We start from the raw sequence: 18,044 nt of genomic DNA on the forward strand, positions 1-18,044 counted from the left end.
GGCGTTTGATGCAAAATGCCCGACTGTTGACCAGACGCCCTTGAGGTGCCACATGTGTCGTCCTGTGCGCGGTGATGTGGCTGCTCACCTGCCATAGGTGCCGTTCCGGCATCATCCGGTCCGGTTCTCGGCTGCACGAGACGTTGCCGAACCATGCTCCGGAGATGGGACTGATCATTTCGGCCACATGACGCAGAGACCGCTTGCATCACCGTGGGTGCCGTGTGAAACATGTTCACCGGCGGCCAGAGCGAGAGCCTTGCAATGCCGGGCGAACTTGGGGAAGTTTGCCGAAGACAAACCTGGGGGAGTGGGCAGTGGGTCAGCACCACAATGCGTATTGCATTGCAGGTCCGGTCTTTCGCAGTTCTCGCTTGAGCGTGAAGTGGCGAATCCAGCGTTCATGATGCCCAGATGGCCTGCCGCCTGAGATGGTGGTGCCGATTCGAGCAGGCCGACTGGCTCGCACGCCGACGGATGTGCCCGAGGCTCATTGCGGGATGGAAAAGTCATGTGTCGAGCCCCTGGTGGCATGGGTGTGCTCGCTGCCGCAGTGTGAGACTCCGGCATTTGACGCAGTAACCCATAAAGAGCCTCACATGGGCGGCGGTTCGCCACGGCTGGGCATGAATATGCTGCTCACATTCATGGCGACCAGTCAGGCCATCCCTTTCGGCAATACAACATCATCCCTCAACTCCTGGGCCCATTCAGTGAAGAACGACCGCATGGCGGGATCAAGCGTGGATCATCCAGCACCGGAGATTGGAGAGGATATGGGACGCGAAATTCACGACGGCGCTGTCGCAGTCCTCCATGAACTCTCGAAGCAGTACGGCCCTCGTCAGGTGCTGGACAGAGTGAGCTTCAGAATCCAGCAGGGGGAAGTGTTCGGACTGCTTGGGCCAAATGGAGCCGGTAAGACCACGCTTCTGGAGTGCCTGACTGGTCTGCGCAAGCCGACCTCGGGGTCCATCGAGGTCTTGGGGTACGACCCGGCCTCCCGGGTTTCCGAACTGCGTCGGATGGTGGCAGTGCAGCCACAGGAGGCCACGCTCTTCCCTCAGTTGACGGTACGAGAGACAGTCGAGCTGTGGGCCTCCTTCTACCAGGAACACGACGAAGTTGATGAAGTGCTGGACCGTGTCGGCCTGGCAGATGAGGCGTACCAGCGTGTCAAAGCTTTGTCGGGCGGACAGTCGCGACGGCTGCTTCTGGCGGTCACGGTCGTCGGCCGCCCCCGCGTTCTTGTGCTGGACGAACCGGCTGCCGGACTGGATCCACAGGCCAAGGAGCACCTATGGGGTGTCATCCGGAGGCAGAGAGAGGTCGGCGGCACGGTCCTGCTCACCACGCACGACATGAACGAGGCCGCGGAACTGTGTGACCGAGTGGCTGTTCTTGTCGGTGGGCGTGTTGCCGCTTGTGACACACCCGCCCGACTGGTGTCGGCACTGGCCGCTACCAGCACTGTGACCTTCACGACATCCGCGGACGTGGACACCAGTAAGATCGGCTCCTTCCCCGGGGTCATCTCGCTGGACATCGCATCAAATTCCGAGGGTCGGCTCAGCGTCCAAGTGCAGACCTCGGCCGGCGATCAGACTCTGCGGCATATCGCGGCCGATGAACAGTTGGCCGCCACAGACCTCGATATCAGCCGGGGCGGGCTTGATGCGGTATTCCGCAGCCTCGCCGCGGACGAGTCGCCTCGCCAAGAGTCGGTCCGACGGCAGAAAGAGGCGAACTGATGAGTGCGATCAGCCCGGCTCTGCGCCAGATGGTCAAGACCAACGCTCGGGAGCTCTTCCGGGACGGCAAGACCGCCTTCTTCACTCTGGCCTTCCCGCTTCTGTTTCTTGCGATGTTCCTCGGACTGGGAACGTTCGCGGCCGGCGGTACGTATCGGATGGCTGTGGCACCTGCACCGGAACAGCGGGCAGTCATTGAAAATCTCCAACATGTCGACGGTTTCCGTGTAGAAGCATGGAAGAAGGCGGAACTGCCCGAGGCGGGCGACCTTGCCGGATATGATGCGATCGTGCGTGTGTCGGGTCAGTCGGCCATGATTGTCGTCGACCCCGGGAAGTTTGGTGCGCTGAAGGGGCTACGGTCCGCCCTCTCCGACAGCGGAATAAGCGAATCGCACATGGATTTCCGTACGCCGGACGGCGGGGCACCTTTCGATCCCCTCAAGGCAGCGTTGCCCACTGGGCTGCTCATGGCATTGATGTCCATAGCCTTCTTCGGCACGGCGACTCCACTGATCGCATTGAGAGCGCGCGGGACACTGCGGTTGCTCGGCACCACTCCACTGAATCGGATTACCTTCGTGCTCGCCCAGGCGCCGGTGAGGCTGGCGCTGGTGGTCGTCCAGTTGGTGGTATTGGGTTCGGTTGCGGTAGGTATGGGATTCTTGCCGCTCGCAGGCACCTTGCGTTTGGTGATATCGGGACTGCTTGGTGCGGTCATGCTGTTCGGCTTCGGCTACCTGATTGCGGCTCGTATGCGAAACGCAGAGGTGGTCAACGGCCTGCTGGGATTGCTGATGCCGGTGGTGCTCTTCACGAGCGGGTTGTTCCTGCCCATGGACCTGTTGCCCTCTGTAGTAGGGGACGTCTCCAAGGCGCTGCCGACGACCTATCTGGTGGACGCGCTCAACCATGACCTCAATGAGGCCGCCTCCGTGCACAGCCTCGCCGTCGACTGGCTGGTCCTCCTGGCCGGAGCGGCGATCTTCGGCGGGCTCGCGGCCCGCCTGTTCCGCTGGGACCAGGGAGAAGGACGATGAATTTACCTGTATTGCAAGCCGGGCTCGGTCGTCTCACTGACCTCGATGCCCTGGTAGGCCCTTAGAGCTCGTAACAGCAAACCACTCCGACGTGTGAAGCCCTCGTCCGGGTGCACGCCCGGCTTCGGGCAGATGCAGCGAGCTGCGGTGGTGGGCGGCCGCTCGCTATCCTCGGAACGTCGAGGGGAGCCGCGGATGCCCGGGCAGCAGGAACAGACGTGCACGGCCTGCGACGGCGAAGGCATCACCACGAAGACCGAGTACACCGTAGAGACCGATGCCGACGGGCGCCAGAATCCCGTCACGCACACCAGCTATTCGTCCTGCACTCTCTGCGGCGGCACGGGCAGCACGTCGGGCTAGCCGTAGCCGTACAGGGAAGAGGTTCTCGTGCCATCCGAGCAGACCGAGCCGATGCGTCCTGTGTTCACCTGCGTGGTCTGCGGGTGCGTCTACATGCCGCCCAAGACCATGGCCTACCCGCACCTGGGCCTGACCGCCTCCCCTCTCCACTGCGGCGAAGCCCCCTGCCGACAGGCCGTCGCGCAACTGCCCCGACAGCTCCAGGGCCTCTACGCCAAGGCCGCCTGGGCCCGGGCGAAGGCATGGATGACCAAGGAGCCCATGGCCGCCCCGGTACGCGCACGCCACCGCGCCCGCGCGGCCACCCGACCGCAGGGCAGCCGCTCCAAACTGCACTGAGCACGAGCGGGGCCCGGGAACCCGTCCGCATGGACCTGTGGCCCGCCGTCCCGGTTCAGGTCGTGTACTCCAGCTCCGTCACAGCGGCCTGGCGCACATCCAGCGCGAGGCGCGCCAGGTCCAGCCCTTCGAGGTATTGCACCAGAGCGGCCCGAGTCTCCGAGAGCTGCCGGACCAACCCGCCTTCCCCCAGCTCACCAGGAAGGATGATGCGACGGAACCGGTCTTCTCCGATGGCCTTGCCGATCAACTTCTCGGCCAGCCACAACGGCGTACGTTCCCGGATCGCGAAGGTCAGGTGGACGCTGGTCTCGTCCGACGCGGCCACGAGAGGGTTGTGGACCCAGCCCCTCGGCAGCAGAAGGGACTCTCCGGCCTTGAGATCGACCACCAGGTCCGGGCCTTGAGCCTCCCAGGTCGGAATGTAGTCCTCTCGCCACACACGCCAGCTCTCGTTGAACTCGCGCATGGGGGCGCCCACAGGGGGTTGCCACAGTTGCCACCGTTTGGTTCCGGCGGTCTGCGCGATCACGGCCATCTGCTGATCCCAGTGATGGCGTAGCCCCTGATTACCGGGAGGGGTCAGGAAGGCGTGCACGTAGTTCGAGCAGCCAGTCTCTTCCTGGATGTGGCGGGAGACGTGCGCCATGTACGGGATGACCCTCTGGAGATTGCCCAGCCGGATGGTGTGACCCCGCTGGTGCAACTCCCACAGCTTGGATGGATCGGTTCGACCATTGGTCATGAACGCGTCTCGATTGACGGACGGGTTGGGGGCCTTGACCACGGCGATCTCCTGCGCGGGCGCGCAGCCGGTGAAGAGGTAGTCCCGGATGAAATCCGAGGTGACCGTCTCGTCGAGCGCCGTCCTTCCGCGCACGTAGACGCGAGGCTCGTCTGGCCATGCGAGCAGGAGTTCTGTTACGCCGTCCTCGGGCAACAAGAGACGCAGTGACATGACGGGGGGTCCTTCTGCGTAGGGGTCACGACGGTGGGAGCGGACAAGAGATCCCCGGATGGAAACGGTTGGGGCAGCACACGACGGAGAGGGAGAGCAGGTTCTGAGACTTGCCGTAGTGCACCCAGCTCACGTCGACGCCGCGAGGCAGCACGTCAAAGGCGTACTCCAGCTTGATGTCCAGGCCGCAATAGGCCGTCTTGCCGTCCTCGCGCTCGAGCGGGGGATTCTCCTGGTAGTGCTTCGTCAGCCACGCCAACGCGATGTCGATGTCCGCCCACGTGCGGTCGGCCGCGGTCCAGCTCTGCTTGAGCAACCAGTGGCCAGTCATCAGGGGTGGCACGTTGCCGGTCTGGAACTCCGCGGCGGCTTCGCGGTAGCGCTCAAGGATCCGTTGCGTGGCCTTGTCGTCGGGGGACGTCGGCGCGGGCGGGCCGTTGGGATGTGCAGGTCGGCGGTTTCCCTCGTGTGCGTACACGGCCGGGGGGCCGACCCATGGCCCGTACCCGTGCCAGTGCCCTGACCAGCTCATTTGTGCCCTTTCAGGAGGTGCCGGACCGCCCACGAAGACAGGGCGGCCCGACTTGTGCGGAGCGGGGAAGCGCCAGGTCAGAACACCAGCCCCTGCTTCCTGGCCCAGCCGAGCGCGAAGTCGTTCAGTTCCGCCTCGGAGAACCGCAGTTCGAGGCCGGCACCCTCGGGCTTGTTGTCGCGGATGGCGAACGCGGCCTCGGCGCCGGGGATCGCACCGACCTCGACGCACGACTCGTGCTCGCCGCCGAGATTGCCGCCACAGAAGTTCTCGAACCGAGCGCCATCAGCCGGAAGGCTGTAAAGGTCCTTCATGGGGGCAGTCCTCTCAATCCTGGGATGCCTGCATCGGGGCTCCTCGTGGTCATCGCAGCGTCACTGCGATTCGCAGACGAACGTAGGACCGGTTGAGGTCAAGTCCCAAGGAGATTGCGCGAGTTTGCAGCAACCGGGTTGACGGGGATGAATACCGAACCGACGATCGGTGTGTCGCGCAAACCCACGCAAGACTGCGGACGGGAGAGCAGCCATGAAGCTACGGTTCCTTGGTAAGAACTCCACTCCCGGGGACAGCCCCACCCTGTACGCCAGCGACCGTGACAGCTACGTGGTCCAAGGCTGGAAGGTCTTCGCCAACGATGTGCTCATGCGGCTCGACGTGCCGGACGGACAGACCGTCGTGGAGGTGCCCACCGAACTGTTCGAGCACCTGACGAAGGACGGTCTGGAGTCCGGCGAGATCAAAAGGTTCAGCACCCCGATCGTGCTAGTCACCGAACTGGGCACGTGCATCGTGCAGGGGCCGGAGATGCGAGACGCCGAAGCCCTGAGCCAGATGCGCTTGCCCGACTACGAGGATTGCGTCGAGGTCCCCAAGTCCTCGATCACGGCCTTGCTGGAGGAGAGCAGTGGACCTGATCACCAGCGCCCAGCGTGACGAGCTGTTCAACAGCTTCGAACGCGACGCCTTCCACCTGGAGCTGAGGGACGACTATGGGTCGCCCATCGAAGATACGCCGTACGCCAGGTGGCAGCGGGGCGAGCCCGACGACTACGCGTGGCTCGGCCCCTGGATGGCGCTCATGAAGCGAGTCGCGCAGGAAGGGAAGACCGTACGACGTGTCCGCGTTGTAACGGAGCCCCACTCCCGATACGTCGGATGGGAACACTCGCTGACCCACCTCAACATCGAGGCCGGCGAGGACATCCGGTGGCTTCCACGGCACCGGCTGCCCGAAGGCGTCACCTTCCCGGTGAACGGCAACGACTGGTGGCTGTACGACGATCATCTCCTTGCAGTTGGCCATTTCGCCCCCGAGGGCCGAGTGCTGGGGTCCGAGATCATCGAGGATCCCGACACCGTGGCCGAGTGCGTCCGCCTGCGCGATCTGCTCTGGGCCGTCGCCGTCCCACACTCCGAGTACAAGTCCTGATCCATCAGTGAGCAACCAGGCACAGGAAGCGCGAGAGGCGCTGGGAGTCCGGCTGCGAGCGTTCCGCAAGGATGCGGGGTTCGCGAGCGGCCGGGCATTCGCCGTGGCCACAGGCTGGGCGGAGTCCAAGGTCTCTCGGATCGAGAACGGCAAACAGAAAGCCAGCGAAGAAGATCTCCGCATCTGGTGCGACAGGACCAACACGCAGGAGCACATACAGGATTTGATCGCGACTGCTCGCCATATCGACGAGCTTTGGCTCGAGTGGCGCCGGCAGCTTCAGACTGGGGCGGAGAAACGGCAGAGCAAGGCCCTGTCGGTCTACGCAAAGACCAAGGTGTTCCGCATCTGGCATCCCACGGTCGTATGGGGAACGCTCCAGACGGCGGACTACGCCGTGGAGACCTTCGACCAGGTCGTTGATTACTACGAGATCCCCAATGACGCTGAAGCGGCCGTGGCCAAGCGGCTTGAGCGACAGCAGTACCTGTACAAGGGCAACCGCATCTTCAACGTGCTGCTCGGTGAGCAGGCTCTCTACTCCAACTTCGGTGGCCCGGAGGTGATGAAGGGGCAGCTCGACCGCCTCTTGGCGGTGATGAGGCTCCCACGGCTGAGCCTGGGCATCATCCCGAGGTCCGCTCCCATGAAGATCTGGCCCGGAAACTCATTCTCGATGTTCGACGACAGGCTCGTCCTCGTGGAGACCTACTCGGCGGAGTTCTCTGTCACCCAACCGCGGGAGATCGAACTCTACTTCAAGGCTTTCGCTCTCCTGCAGCAGTCCGCCGTGTACGGCAACAGCGTGCGAGAGCTGGTCCTGACGGCGAGTCACTATTTCGACCGCCACTCACCCGATTAGGAAGAGAAGTCGCCGTCCGCAGGGAGACGCTCCCCGAACCACGCAAGCACCTCAGGAAGTGCCGCCCGGCGCGAGGGCGAGTGCTCCACGTCGCCGACGTCGGTGAGCGTCACCCGAGCACCCGCCGCGGTCAGTGCCCGTTCGCAGAGCAGGGAGTTCTCGTAGGCCACGTCCCTGTCGCCTCGGGCCGCGAAGAGGTGGACGGGGACGCGGGGGCGCCAGTCGGTGCAGCTGGTGTCGTTCTCTTTGTAGGCGCGCAGCAGGTTGCCCGTGGGATGCAGGGCCCAGTCGATGACCTTCGGGGTGAGGAGTTGGCGCGGGGTGTCGGGGAGGGCGGTGAAGATCTCGGCGTCGCCGTGCGTGCCGTCGTAGAGGGATTCGACGAAGCTCGCGTACGGCGCCCGGAACACCTCGGACGGGGCGTCGTACAGGTGGTATTTGCGGTTCATGGCGGTGAGCCAATAGGCGAAGAGGTAGTTGGTGTCCTTGCCCCGCAGCGTGCCGCGCTCCAGGCCCGCCGGTGCCTCGGCGTGCTGGGCGTCGTAGGGGCCGCTGACCGGGGCGAGCGACGCCAGGCCGAAGTGCGGGGCGGCGCCGCGCTGCAGGGCCCGGCCCAGGGCCATCGCGGCGGGGCCGCCCTGGGAGAAGCCGGTCACCTGGACGCCCCGTTCGAGGCGGCGCCCTTGGTCGTGGGCCACCGTGCGGGCGGCGCGCAACAGGTCGACCGAGGCGGTGGTCTCGGAGGCCAGGTCGTCGTAGGGGTGCGGACCCGGACCGCTGCCCAGGCCCAGGTAGTCGGGGGCTACGGTGGCATAGCCGGCACCCGCGAAGAGCACCGAGTCGGCCTGCACCGACGGGGCCGTCGGCACGCGCGGGTCGCCGGACGGCGCGTCGCCCCGCGCGGCGAACGTGCCGTGCTCGTAGACCACCACGCGCAGCTCCCGCCGGTCGTTCCCGGGCAGGCTGACCAGGCCGCTCGCGGTGGTGGGGCGGCCCTGCGGGTCGATCGTGCGGTAGAGCACCCGGTAGTGGTCCACCCCGTAGCGCGGCACCGCGGCGTCACCTACGTAGCCGCGGTCGCGCACCTGCCGGGCGGCGGTGGACTGCGAGAGCCTGGCCACGAGCTCCGCGGAGACCAACTGGCCGCGTCGGCGGTCGTGATCGTCGGCGGTGGCCGAAGCGGGGGCGGCGGCCGTGACGGCGAGGGCCACGGCGCCGCCGAGCGCGGCGAGACGGCGGCGTGCGGCGGCCCGATCAGGGATTCTCATGTGGTCATCGTGCACGCCGCGGCACGTACCGCGCCTTCGGGAACTCCCCTATGAATACCCGGAGTTCACCCTCACCGGAGAGGCGCACTCTCACCGCTCCAGATACGCCAGAACCGCCAACACCCGCCGGTTGTCGCCCTCGTCCGGGTGCAGGCCCAGCTTCGGGAAGATGTTACCGATGTGCTTGGCGACCGCCTTCTCGGTGATGAAGAGCGCTTCCGCGATGCCTGCGTTGGAGCGGCCCTGTGCCAGGCACTCCAGGACCTCGCGTTCGCGCGCGGTGAGGGCGCCGACGCCCTGGTCGCGGTCCTTGCGGTGCATCAGCTTGGTGACGACTTCCGGGTCCATGACCGTGCCGCCCTGTGCCACGCACTGGATCGTGCTCATGAACTCGGCACCGTTGGAGACGCGGTCCTTGAGGAGGTAGCCCACCGAACCGCCCCCGTCGGCGAGCAGTTCATGGGCGTACAGCGGCTCCACGTACTGTGACAGCAGCAGCACCGGCAGGCCCGGGATCTCCCTGCGGGCCATGACGGCCGCGCGCAGGCCCTCGTCGGCGAAGGTCGGCGGCAGGCGGACGTCGACGAGTGCGAGGTCCGGGCGCAGTCCGGTGAGGGAGGTCAGCAGGTCGGGGCCGTTGTCGACGGCCCCGACGACCTCGTGGCCGAACGCCCCGAGCAGCCGTATCAGACCGTCCCTGAGCAGGAAGTGGTCTTCGGCGAGGACAATACGCACGGGAGCTCCATCGTCACCATGGTCGGGCCGCTGTGGGGGCTGCGCACGGAGAGGGCCCCGTCGAAGGTGGCGAGCCGGCGCTCGATGCCGCGCAGGCCGGTGCCGAGGCCGATGCGCGCGCCACCTTGTCCGTCGTCGGTGACAGTGACGCGCAACTTTCCTTGATCGTAACGGACGTCGATCCAGAGCCGGTCCGCGTGGGCGTGCTTGGCGGCGTTGGCGATGGCCTCGGACACGGCGAAGTAGAGGGCCGACTCGACGGGCGGTTCGGCGCGGCCGGGGAGGTCGATGTTCACCTCGGTGCGCAGGGGGCTGACGAGGGCGAGCGCGCGGATCGCGTCGGGGAGGCCGCGGTCGGCGAGGACCGGCGGGTGGATGCCGCGGACGAGGTCGCGGAGTTCCTCCAGGGCCTTCGAGGAGGACTCGCGCGCTTCGAGCAGGAGCTGCCGTACGGCCTCGGGGTTGCTCTCCAGGAGGTGCCCCGCGGCGTCGAGGGTCATGCCCATGGCCACGAGCCGGGCCTGGGCGCCGTCGTGCAGGTCGCGCTCGATGCGGCAGATCTCGGCCATCTGCGTGTCGACGGCGTCGGAGCGGGTCGCGGAGAGGTGCTCGATGCGGTGGGCCATCCGCGCGACCGGGCCGGGCGCGAGGAGGGAACGGGTGTACGCGGCGTGGATGCGGGCGGAGTGGGGCGCGCCCCACAGGGCCAGCCCGAGGTTGACCGCGCCGAGCGCGCCGGCCAGGGCGGCGGTGAACTGTCCACGGACCGGGATGAACTCGAACCACAGGCCGTCCCAGTGCTGCGACAGTTCCACGCCGTAGAACGGCATCGCGAGCCCCCAGATCCCGCCCAGCACCAGCAGGAGCGGCCCGGAGGCGATCGCGGCGCCGACGATCGGCTCGACGGCTATCCACGCCCAGTCCCGCCAGGTCTGACGGTCCCGGACAATCCACTGACAGCGGGCGGCGACGCCCGGCAGACCCTTCGGCAGGGGGTCGGGCAGCGGGTCGTACGGCACGGGCACGGGCTCGCCGGTCCAGTCACCGACCAGCTCGCGCTGCCGGTCGGCCAGCTTCCGTACGTACCCCACGGTGCGCGGCAGCATCAACAGCCCGAGCCCGGAGCCGAGCAGCAGCACGGTGAGGGCGACCAGCAGGGACAACACCGTCGCCACGACGGCGAGCCACCACAGCAGCAGACACCGCCTGAGCCCCCGAAGCCCCTCCGGGATCGAGATCCGAAACATCCACCCGCGCCTTTCCCCCACAACACGCCCCGAACGGGGCCGCGCAGCAATTATGTGGCGCTCAAGATCACAAAGTCGGTGGGAAAAACTCCCCTGTGGGGACACGGGGGAGTACTAGCGCGGCCCGGGAAGCCCGTCCGTCCGCTCAGGCGTCGGCGTAGCGCTTGAAGTCGGTCGTGTCGATGTTCCACGGGCCGAAAGGCACCCGGTCGCCGAAGACGTAGGGCAACACCGTCGTGTAGTGCGGCCCGTTGGAGCCGGGGGCGGGGTCGGCGTAGGTATAGACGAGGCCCTTGCGAGGATCGACCAGCAGGTACAACGGGATGCCCATGGCCGGGTAGTCGGCGGCCTTCTCGACGTAGTCGTTGTCCGGATTGGACTCCGACACCACCTCGACCACGGCGAGAAGATCGGCGGGATCGACCGTCGCCCCCGGCTCGTCCAGAACAGCGAGCGGGACGACCACGGCATCCGGACGGCGCATCCGCCCGACCACCGGGTGCTCCACCTCGGCACCGGACTGGGCGACGACGTCCTGGCCGGGGTGCGTGGTCACGAGCTGGGCATTGATCTGCCGCACGATGCGGGTGGCGATGGCCTCGTGGCGCTTGACCGGGCTCATCATGACGACGACACCCGCCGCCCCGATCTCGACCGCCCAGGCACCCTGCATGCGTTCCGCGATCGGCCAGAGCTCCTCGGCGATCTCCCTCATCCGTGCGTAGGTCTGAGGGTCCACGGCATCGGCCACGCTGTCTCCTGGTCACTCGGTGCCCATCGCGACACCTCGATCGTACAAGGGCCACAGCCGCTCCGAACTGCGCTGAGTACGAGCGCACGTACGAATGAGTACGCGCGCGCTGCCGGTACGACGACCCGCGGCGGTGGACTGGGGTCATGAACCCGACGCCGTCCCCGCTCCCCTACCCGCCCCGGCCCGCGCCCGCGCCCGCGCCGGACGAGCTGTGGTGGCTGGCCCCCGCGATCTGCACGCCCCTCGCCCTGCTGCTCGCGTACGCGGACTTCGCGGGCTCCGGCTTCCCGCTCGTCTGGGCCCTCGGCTACGCGCTCCCGCTCGCCTTCGTGGCGGGCGCGTGGGGCGGCGCGAAGGTGCGGTACAAGCGGGTGCAGCGCATCGTCTTCGGCATCACGGGCTGCGCCTTCGCGTTCGTGTACACCAAGACGTTGATGGCGGTACTCATGCCCATAGCCATCGTGCTGTGGCTCGTCCACGTGGACAGGTGAACGCGATCAGACCGTGGGGGCGCGCCACTCCGCGTAGTTGCCCTGCACCTCCTCGATGCTCGGGTGCCGTACGGCGTCCAGCCCGTCGTCAGCGAGGAGGTCGGCGATCAGCTCCGGACTGCCGAAGACCTCGCTCCCGCTCAGGTCCCAGTTGGTGAGGACGAACCAGGAGCGGTCCAGGGGCCACCAATGCGCGGGGAACTGCTTCGAGACGATCCAGGTGGGCTCCCCGCACACGTCGCGGTGGGCCGGCGCCTCGCCGAGGCTGCCGCGCCAGGCAGTCACCGGGCAGCCCATGTCCTCGATCTGTGCCTGGGCCCAGTAGCACTCCGTGTCCATGCCGTCCGTGCTGTGCCGGGCCAGGATCTCGACCAGGCGGGCCAGACACTCCCGGTCGATCTCTCCCCGGTCGGGGCCCACGAAGTCCTCGCCGAGACCCAGCCCCCGGAAGACCCTGTAGGACGGGGTGAACTGCCAGTCCTCCAACCGCTTGCCCGCGCCCGCAAGCGCATCGTTCCACCGGACCCGGGCCGTCCCCCGGTACGCCGTATGAAGCACCCAGCAGCGGTCCACGAAACCCTCCTGCGGCTCATAGCCCAGGCATGCCTCGTCGTCATCCAGCAGCGGGCGCATGCCACCCAGCGGATCGTCGTCCGGCACAAGCTCCAGCACACTGCCCCCACATCGACCGTCCGATATCCGGTCGAGGCTATGCGAAGGTCTCAGAACAGCTGCCCCTGCCCCTTCATGTCCGGTTCCTCCGGGTCGAAGAGGCGGGGTTCCGTCGAGAGGAGGGGGGCCGAGCGGCGGGAGCCGGGGCAGGAGATGAGGTCGTAGGACGCGCGGCGGCCCGGGGGGTCGTGGCGGGCGAAGCGGCCGCCGACCACGGCGATCTCTCGGGAGCAGACGGGGCACGTGCGGCGCGGGGAGGACATCCCGCCATTTTCCCTCACGCGGCGGGCGCGGGTTCCCGGTCCGGTCAGAACGACTCCCTCGGCGCATAGGTGCCCCACACCTCGCGCAGCGCGCCGCACACCTCCCCCACCGTGGCGCGCTCCCTGAGTGCGGTCTTCATGGGGGGCAGGACGTTGTCCGTTCCCCCGGCCGCCTTCTTCAGGCGGGCCAGCGCGGCCCGAACCGCCGCCGCGTCGCGGGAGGCGCGCAGCCGCCGCAGGCGCTCCACCTGCTGCTCCTCGATCGCGGGGTCGACGCGGAGCGGTTCGTACGGCTCCTCCTCGTCCAGCCGGTAGCGGTTGACGCCGACGACGACGCGCTCGCCGCTGTCGGTCTCCTGGGCGATGCGGTAGGCGTTGCGTTCGATCTCGGCCTTCTGGAAGCCGTCCTCGATGGCGGCGACCGCCCCGCCGCGGTCCGCCACCCGGGCCATGAGGCCGAGCACCGCCTCCTCGACGGCGTCGGTCAGCGACTCCACCGCGTACGACCCGGCGAAGGGGTCGACCGTGGCCGTCACGTCCGTCTCGTGGGCCAGCACCTGCTGGGTGCGCAGGGCCAGCCGGGCGGACTTGTCGGTGGGCAGGGCGATGGCCTCGTCGAAGGCGTTGGTGTGCAGCGACTGGGTGCCGCCGAGCACCGCAGCCAGGCCCTGCACGGCGACCCGTACGAGATTGAGCTCCGGCTGCTGCGCGGTCAGCTGCACGCCCGCGGTCTGCGTGTGGAAGCGCAGCATCAGCGACTTGGGGTCGCGCGCGCCGAACTCCTCGCGCATCACCCGCGCCCAGATCCGCCGCGCCGCGCGGAACTTCGCGACCTCCTCCAGGAACGTGGTCCGCGCGACGAAGAAGAAGGACAGCCGGGGCGCGAAGGCGTCGACGTCCATGCCCGCGGCGACGGCGGTGCGCACGTACTCGATGCCGTCGGCCAGGGTGAACGCGATCTCCTGCACGGGCGAGGCACCCGCCTCGGCCATGTGGTAGCCGGAGATCGAGATCGTGTTCCACCGCGGCATCGCCTCACCGCAGTACCGGAACATGTCCGCGACGAGCCGCAGCGACGGCTGCGGCGGGAAGATGTACGTGCCGCGGGCGATGTACTCCTTGAGGATGTCGTTCTGCACGGTGCCCGTGAGGCGGTCGGCCGGCACGCCCTGCTCCTCGGCGACCAGCTCGTACAGCAGCAGGAGCGGCGCGGCGGGCGCGTTGATGGTCATCGACGTGGAGACCTCGCCGAGCGGGATGCCGTCGAAGAGCACCCGCATGTCCTCGACGGAGTCGATCGCGACGCCGACCTTGCCGACCTCGCCGCTCGCGAGCGGGGTGTCCGAGTCGTGGCCCATCTGGGTGGGCAGGTCGAAGGCGACGGAGAGGCCCATGGTGCCGTGCGCGATGAGCTGCCGGTAGCGCGCGTTGGACTCGGCGGCGGTGCCGAAGCCCGCGTACTGCCGCATGGTCCAGGGGCGGCCGGTGTACATCGTCGGGTAGACGCCGCGGGTGAAGGGGTACGCGCCGGGGGCGCCGAGCCGCTCGGCGGGATCCCAGCCGGCGAGCGCCTCGGGTCCGTAGACGGGTTCGACGGTCAGCCCGGACTCGGTCGACCGCGTGCTGCTGTCCGGCTCGCGCGCCATGGGTGCCGCCTCCCGCTGCTGCTCGTCACGCCGTGCGGTGTCGTCCTTCGGTACGTATTCGGTACGTACAGGATGCTCCGCCGGGTGGCGAAGGGAAGCACCGGCGCGACGGCCGAGAGGTGACGGCTGAGGGGGGCGCGGGCAGAGCCGGGGGAAGAGCCCCGCCCGCGCCGGTGCGCCGAGCCGACGGTATGGGGGGAACTCCGGCTCGTGCGCGGCCGATGACCAGTCGGCACACTTCCTACAGCGCCGACGGCACGGAAAACGTCACACCAAGGGGGTGAGCGGGACCGGAAGCACCTTCGGGAGCTGGAGGCCGGGGCTGCCGAGGACGGACGGCAACAGCCCGGTGGACCGGCCGCGGTGGCCGCCGTCGCCGTCGTCACCGCCCTTGGCCTTGCCGTCGTCGCCGCCCTTGCCCGGGGCGCTCTTGCCGCCGTCGTCCGACGCGTGGCGCTCGCAGTACGCGCGCAGGGCGTCCGCGCCCGCCGCGCCCACGACGTGCTCCAGGTCGCGGAGGTCGTGCTCGTCGACACTCTGGCCGGGGCGCTGCTGCGCGGCGAGGAAGTCGCGGCACAGCCGGGCGGCCCAGGCGGGGCCGTGCTCGGCCGTGTCCCCGTCGTCGCCGTGGTCACCGCCGTCGCGGCGGGGGGTCGCCGAGGGGCCGTCCCCGGGTCCGTCCTCCTTGCCGCCGTGCCCGGTGGTGGCACCGCCGCCGCCCTTCGGCGCGGGGGTGTACGGGCTGCCGCTCGGGCGGGACTTGCCCTCCTTGCCCGGCGAGGGCGAGGCACCGGGCGTGCCGGAAGGAGGCAGCGGGGTCGCCATGCCGGTGTCGTCGAGAGCGGAAACGCTGGCGCCGGCCTCGGGCTCGCTCGTCGTACGCCCGAAGGGTGCCGACAACACGCCCGTACCGGCCGCGACCGCGACCCCGCCGATCGCGCACCCGGCGACGGCCATCGCCACCGCGACCTTCACGGGCCGCCAGTGCCGCCCGAACAGCCCCCGAGCCCTCTCGACAACGCCGATCCGGACGACGGGGTCGGGGTGAGTGACGCGCGTAGTGGGGGCGGACGCGGGTGCGGTCCCGACGGCGAGAGAGCGGGTGGCCGGGGCGTCCGCAGGCCCGGCGATCACTGATGCATCGTCAGATATCCGGGCCGGACCGGCGGCGTCCGTCACCGACGGCATGGCCCCGGGTATGAGTCCGTGCGCGGCCGCACGGCCCGCACCGGAGGTGTCCGCCGACAACGGCGCGGCCGTCGCGGCGCCCGCGACGTGGCCACCGGGCGCCGTGCCCGAAGCGGTCTCCTCCGCGAACGCGAAAGCGTGCGCGTCGCGCGTCCGTTCCGCGCGGGCCGCGCGGAACGCCGCCAGGGCCGCCTCCTCGCCCGGCAGGGCCTGGGGTGCCGGGGTCAGGGAGCGCAGGAGCGCTGCCAGCCGGCGCTCCGCCTCCGCCTCGGGGTCCGCCGAAGGCGACTGCGCAGGCGTGAGCAGACGCTCCGCGGCGTCGTCATCCAGCCACTCGTACCGGTGGTCGTCCGCCATCACATGTCCTTCTGCGTCCGCGTACGCAATTGCGTCACACCGGTGGAAGCGTTCGCTCCGGTGTGTGACGGTTGTGCCTGCCGCTGCCCGGGGACCGCCTCGGGGGCCGTCACCAGTTCGGCCAGCCGCCGCAGGCCCCGGTGGGCCGCGGTGCGGACCGCGCCCGGCCGCTTGCCGAGGACCCCGGCGGCGCTCTTCGCGTCGAGGCCGACGACCACCCGCAGCACGACGGCCTCCGCCTGGTCCTGCGGGAGCTGGGCTATGAGCGCGAAGGTGTGGTCCGTGCCGAGGGACTCCAGGGCCTCCCCGGCGGTGTCCGCGTCGGCCGCCCGGCCCGCGAGCTCGCTCTCGTCGCCGCCGATGGCCGGGCGCCGGCCGCGCATCCGTATGTGGTCGAGGGCGCGGTTGCGGGCGATCCGGGCCGCCCAGCCGCGGAAACGGTCCGCGTCCCCGGTGAACCGCTCCAGGTCGCGGGCGATCTGGAGCCACGCCTCGGACGCGACGTCCTCGGCCTCCACGTCCCCGACGAGGGTGCGCAGATAGCCGAGCAGGCGGGGATGCACAGCCCGGTAGACGGTACGGAACGCCGTCTCGTCCCCGCTCTGCGCCGCGCGCACCGCGGCGGTCAGCTCAGTGTCGTCCCCCTGCACACCCTCATCCTGCCCCACTGGGAGAATCCTCGGCTCAGTAGCCGGCCGGGCCGTTGCCGTAAGGATTCTGCGATGGATGCGGCGGATGCGGGGGATTGCCCCAACCGCCCGCCACGGGGCCCGCCATGGGGCCGGCCGCCGGACCGCCCATCTGGCCCGGCACCGGAACGCCCATGGGACCCATCGGCCCCATCGCTCCCATCGGCGGTCCCATCGGCGCGGGACCCATCAGGGCGCGCTGCTCCTGGAGCCGCGCCAACTGCCGTACGACGAAGATCGCGAGGACACCCGCGGCCGCCGTCAGCAGCGCCGAGAACCCGGCGAGGTTGGCGGCGGACTTCAGGGCGTCGACGTCGTCGTGCCAGCTGGAACCGTCATAGCCCCGGGACCGAAGCCGGGCGCCGGCCGCGGCGGCCATGACGAACGAGACCGCGTTGAGGGCGAACGAGCCGATCCACAGGGACCACCAGGTGTTGAGCAGTCCCTTGGGCGCGCTCTGCGGGCCCGCCGGGGCGCTGGCCCGGTAGATGTCGTTGACGATCTGCTTGGGGAACCAGAGGTTGACCACGGGGGTGAACCACGCGCCCGCCGCCCAGCCCGTGCCCATGCGGTGCGTACCGGGCGCGAAGAGCTCCGCGTTCAGCCGCGCGCGCCGGAACCACACGGCCCACAGCGCGGACGTCACCGCGAGCATCAGGAAGTAGAAGAGCTGCGCCGCCGCGACGTAGCCGTCCGCGTCCTCGGCGTCGTTCACCGCGCTGCCGCCGACACCGTCGTCGATGACCGCCTGGATCGCCGAGCGCTGCTCCGTGCGCGCCCAGAAGAGGCACAGCAGCGCCACCACGCTCACCGACAGCAGCACGCTCAGCGCGATCCGCAGGCCACGCCGCAGGTCGGCGGCGCCGACGGGCATCGCGGCGGCATACGGGTACGGCGGCGCGGGCGGCATGCCCATCGGCGGGGCCGGCTGCTGCTGGTACGCGCCGCAGGCGGCGCAGCGGCCGTCCGGGCCGACGGCGGCAGCGCGGCATCGACCGCACGGATACATTTCTCAGACCCCCTGGGGACGTGGCCGAACTTACGGATACCCCCCGGTTCCCCGGCCACCGGGACCGAACGGGAGAGACGCGCGCCGCCTCGGGCGGGCGCGGACCCGCACGTTACGGGCAGGGGCCCGGCCTCGTCCAGAAACGGCCTCCGCCTTGCCGGTATGACAGTGTGACGGATTTCGGGGCTGCGGCGCTGTAGGTAGTGCGGGCCCCACCAGGGTTCGTGCCGGATGGCGGTCGGGGCCTCTCCTGTGGGGGGTGGCGGCCCCGGCCGTCCTCTGTCTGCGCATGGGGCTGCGCGCGCCTTTTCTTTTCCCCAGCCCCGCCCCTTCCCGAACTGGGGCTCCGCCCCAGACCCCCGGCTGCGGGTCCGTTGCCGCCTGCGGCGGGAGCTCCCTGCGGGAGCGTCCTCAAACGCCGGACGGGCTGAATTCCCGCACCCCGGGG

The 18,044-nt window shown here is 69.1% G+C and carries 21 protein-coding genes; 8 read left to right on the plus strand and 13 right to left on the minus strand.

From position 1 onward, the window contains the following. The first annotated feature begins 599 nt into the window (after positions 1 to 599). From ccmA to ABD269_RS05205, 4 genes are all read left to right on the plus strand, one after another. Positions 600 to 1,751 (plus strand): heme ABC exporter ATP-binding protein CcmA, encoded by a 1,152-nt coding sequence (ccmA, locus tag ABD269_RS05190; RefSeq protein WP_344116466.1) that lies wholly within the window; start codon positions 600 to 602, stop codon positions 1,749 to 1,751. After that, on the plus strand, positions 1,751 to 2,791 hold the full coding sequence (locus tag ABD269_RS05195; protein ID WP_344116468.1) for an ABC transporter permease: 1,041 nt from the start codon (positions 1,751 to 1,753) through the stop codon (positions 2,789 to 2,791). The genes ccmA and ABD269_RS05195 overlap by 1 nt, the downstream gene beginning before the upstream one ends. A 195-nt stretch (positions 2,792 to 2,986) precedes the next feature. Further along, a complete protein-coding gene (locus ABD269_RS05200) occupies positions 2,987 to 3,154 on the plus strand; it encodes a hypothetical protein (RefSeq protein ID WP_344116470.1) in 168 nt (55 codons plus the stop codon). A 27-nt stretch (positions 3,155 to 3,181) separates the two neighbouring features. Then, a complete protein-coding gene (locus ABD269_RS05205; protein WP_344116472.1) occupies positions 3,182 to 3,493 on the plus strand; it encodes a hypothetical protein in 312 nt (103 codons plus the stop codon). 55 nt (positions 3,494 to 3,548) lie between these two features. On the opposite strand, the gene ABD269_RS05210 is transcribed toward ABD269_RS05205, so the two are convergent. The 3 genes from ABD269_RS05210 to ABD269_RS05220 form a co-directional block, all read right to left on the minus strand. Then, positions 3,549 to 4,451, minus strand: coding sequence for a JmjC domain-containing protein (locus ABD269_RS05210; RefSeq protein ID WP_344116474.1), 903 nt, complete (start codon positions 4,449 to 4,451; stop codon positions 3,549 to 3,551). Positions 4,452 to 4,476: 25 nt separating this feature from the next. Beyond that, complete coding sequence (locus tag ABD269_RS05215) at positions 4,477 to 4,929, minus strand: hypothetical protein (protein WP_344116476.1); 453 nt, start codon at positions 4,927 to 4,929, stop codon at positions 4,477 to 4,479. 131 nt (positions 4,930 to 5,060) lie between these two features. Continuing rightward, positions 5,061 to 5,297 carry a DUF397 domain-containing protein gene (locus ABD269_RS05220; protein WP_344116478.1) on the minus strand — a complete coding sequence of 79 codons (237 nt, stop codon included), beginning with the start codon at positions 5,295 to 5,297 and terminating at the stop codon, positions 5,061 to 5,063. Between the two features lie 214 nt (positions 5,298 to 5,511). Between ABD269_RS05220 and ABD269_RS05225 the strand changes: the two genes are divergently transcribed. Genes ABD269_RS05225 through ABD269_RS05235 form a run of 3 tightly spaced genes read left to right on the plus strand, consistent with a single transcriptional unit; the run spans position 5,512 to position 7,277 of the window. Beyond that, on the plus strand, positions 5,512 to 5,919 hold the full coding sequence (locus ABD269_RS05225) for a hypothetical protein (protein ID WP_344116480.1): 408 nt from the start codon (positions 5,512 to 5,514) through the stop codon (positions 5,917 to 5,919). Further along, complete coding sequence (locus tag ABD269_RS05230; RefSeq protein WP_344116482.1) at positions 5,891 to 6,415, plus strand: DUF6879 family protein; 525 nt, start codon at positions 5,891 to 5,893, stop codon at positions 6,413 to 6,415. The genes ABD269_RS05225 and ABD269_RS05230 overlap by 29 nt, the downstream gene beginning before the upstream one ends. A gap of 7 nt (positions 6,416 to 6,422) precedes the next feature. Beyond that, a complete protein-coding gene (locus ABD269_RS05235; RefSeq protein ID WP_344116484.1) occupies positions 6,423 to 7,277 on the plus strand; it encodes a helix-turn-helix domain-containing protein in 855 nt (284 codons plus the stop codon). On the opposite strand, the gene ABD269_RS05240 is transcribed toward ABD269_RS05235, so the two are convergent. The 4 genes from ABD269_RS05240 to ABD269_RS05255 all read right to left on the minus strand — a co-directional run bounded on the left by ABD269_RS05240 (position 7,274) and on the right by ABD269_RS05255 (position 11,278). Next, positions 7,274 to 8,545, minus strand: a complete 1,272-nt coding sequence (locus tag ABD269_RS05240) for a dienelactone hydrolase family protein (protein WP_344116486.1) — start codon at positions 8,543 to 8,545, stop codon at positions 7,274 to 7,276. The genes ABD269_RS05235 and ABD269_RS05240 overlap by 4 nt on opposite strands. 90 nt (positions 8,546 to 8,635) lie before the next feature. After that, entirely contained in the window at positions 8,636 to 9,280 is a 645-nt protein-coding gene (locus ABD269_RS05245; RefSeq protein ID WP_344116488.1) for a LuxR C-terminal-related transcriptional regulator, read from the minus strand. After that, positions 9,232 to 10,527 (minus strand): sensor histidine kinase, encoded by a 1,296-nt coding sequence (locus tag ABD269_RS05250; RefSeq protein WP_344116490.1) that lies wholly within the window; start codon positions 10,525 to 10,527, stop codon positions 9,232 to 9,234. Before ABD269_RS05250 ends, ABD269_RS05245 begins: the two co-directional genes overlap by 49 nt. 145 nt (positions 10,528 to 10,672) lie before the next feature. Beyond that, the gene (locus tag ABD269_RS05255; protein ID WP_344116492.1) at positions 10,673 to 11,278 is read right to left on the minus strand and encodes a Uma2 family endonuclease; all 606 of its coding nucleotides are present in this window, start codon (positions 11,276 to 11,278) and stop codon (positions 10,673 to 10,675) included. Positions 11,279 to 11,424: 146 nt separating this feature from the next. Here ABD269_RS05255 and ABD269_RS05260 point away from each other — a divergent pair, with 146 nt between their 5' ends. Continuing rightward, positions 11,425 to 11,772, plus strand: coding sequence for a hypothetical protein (locus ABD269_RS05260; protein ID WP_344116494.1), 348 nt, complete (start codon positions 11,425 to 11,427; stop codon positions 11,770 to 11,772). Between the two features lie 6 nt (positions 11,773 to 11,778). Here the strand turns inward: ABD269_RS05260 and ABD269_RS05265 are convergent, their stop codons facing one another. The 6 genes from ABD269_RS05265 to ABD269_RS05290 all read right to left on the minus strand — a co-directional run bounded on the left by ABD269_RS05265 (position 11,779) and on the right by ABD269_RS05290 (position 17,596). Next, positions 11,779 to 12,444: a hypothetical protein gene (locus ABD269_RS05265; RefSeq protein WP_344116496.1), complete on the minus strand. Its 666-nt coding sequence runs from the start codon at positions 12,442 to 12,444 to the stop codon at positions 11,779 to 11,781. Positions 12,445 to 12,494: 50 nt separating this feature from the next. Further along, positions 12,495 to 12,707 carry a hypothetical protein gene (locus tag ABD269_RS05270; protein WP_116213515.1) on the minus strand — a complete coding sequence of 71 codons (213 nt, stop codon included), beginning with the start codon at positions 12,705 to 12,707 and terminating at the stop codon, positions 12,495 to 12,497. 44 nt (positions 12,708 to 12,751) lie between these two features. Next, a complete protein-coding gene (locus ABD269_RS05275) occupies positions 12,752 to 14,353 on the minus strand; it encodes an acyl-CoA mutase large subunit family protein (protein WP_344116499.1) in 1,602 nt (533 codons plus the stop codon). Between the two features lie 267 nt (positions 14,354 to 14,620). Next, positions 14,621 to 15,898 carry a hypothetical protein gene (locus ABD269_RS05280; RefSeq protein ID WP_344116501.1) on the minus strand — a complete coding sequence of 426 codons (1,278 nt, stop codon included), beginning with the start codon at positions 15,896 to 15,898 and terminating at the stop codon, positions 14,621 to 14,623. Then, the gene (locus ABD269_RS05285) at positions 15,898 to 16,548 is read right to left on the minus strand and encodes an RNA polymerase sigma factor (protein WP_301894356.1); all 651 of its coding nucleotides are present in this window, start codon (positions 16,546 to 16,548) and stop codon (positions 15,898 to 15,900) included. The genes ABD269_RS05280 and ABD269_RS05285 overlap by 1 nt, the downstream gene beginning before the upstream one ends. Positions 16,549 to 16,582: 34 nt before the next feature. Continuing rightward, a complete protein-coding gene (locus ABD269_RS05290; RefSeq protein ID WP_344116503.1) occupies positions 16,583 to 17,596 on the minus strand; it encodes a DUF4328 domain-containing protein in 1,014 nt (337 codons plus the stop codon). Positions 17,597 to 18,044 lie beyond the last annotated feature (448 nt).

Source organism: Streptomyces blastmyceticus (assembly GCF_039521185.1).
Taxonomy (GTDB): domain Bacteria; phylum Actinomycetota; class Actinomycetes; order Streptomycetales; family Streptomycetaceae; genus Streptomyces; species Streptomyces blastmyceticus.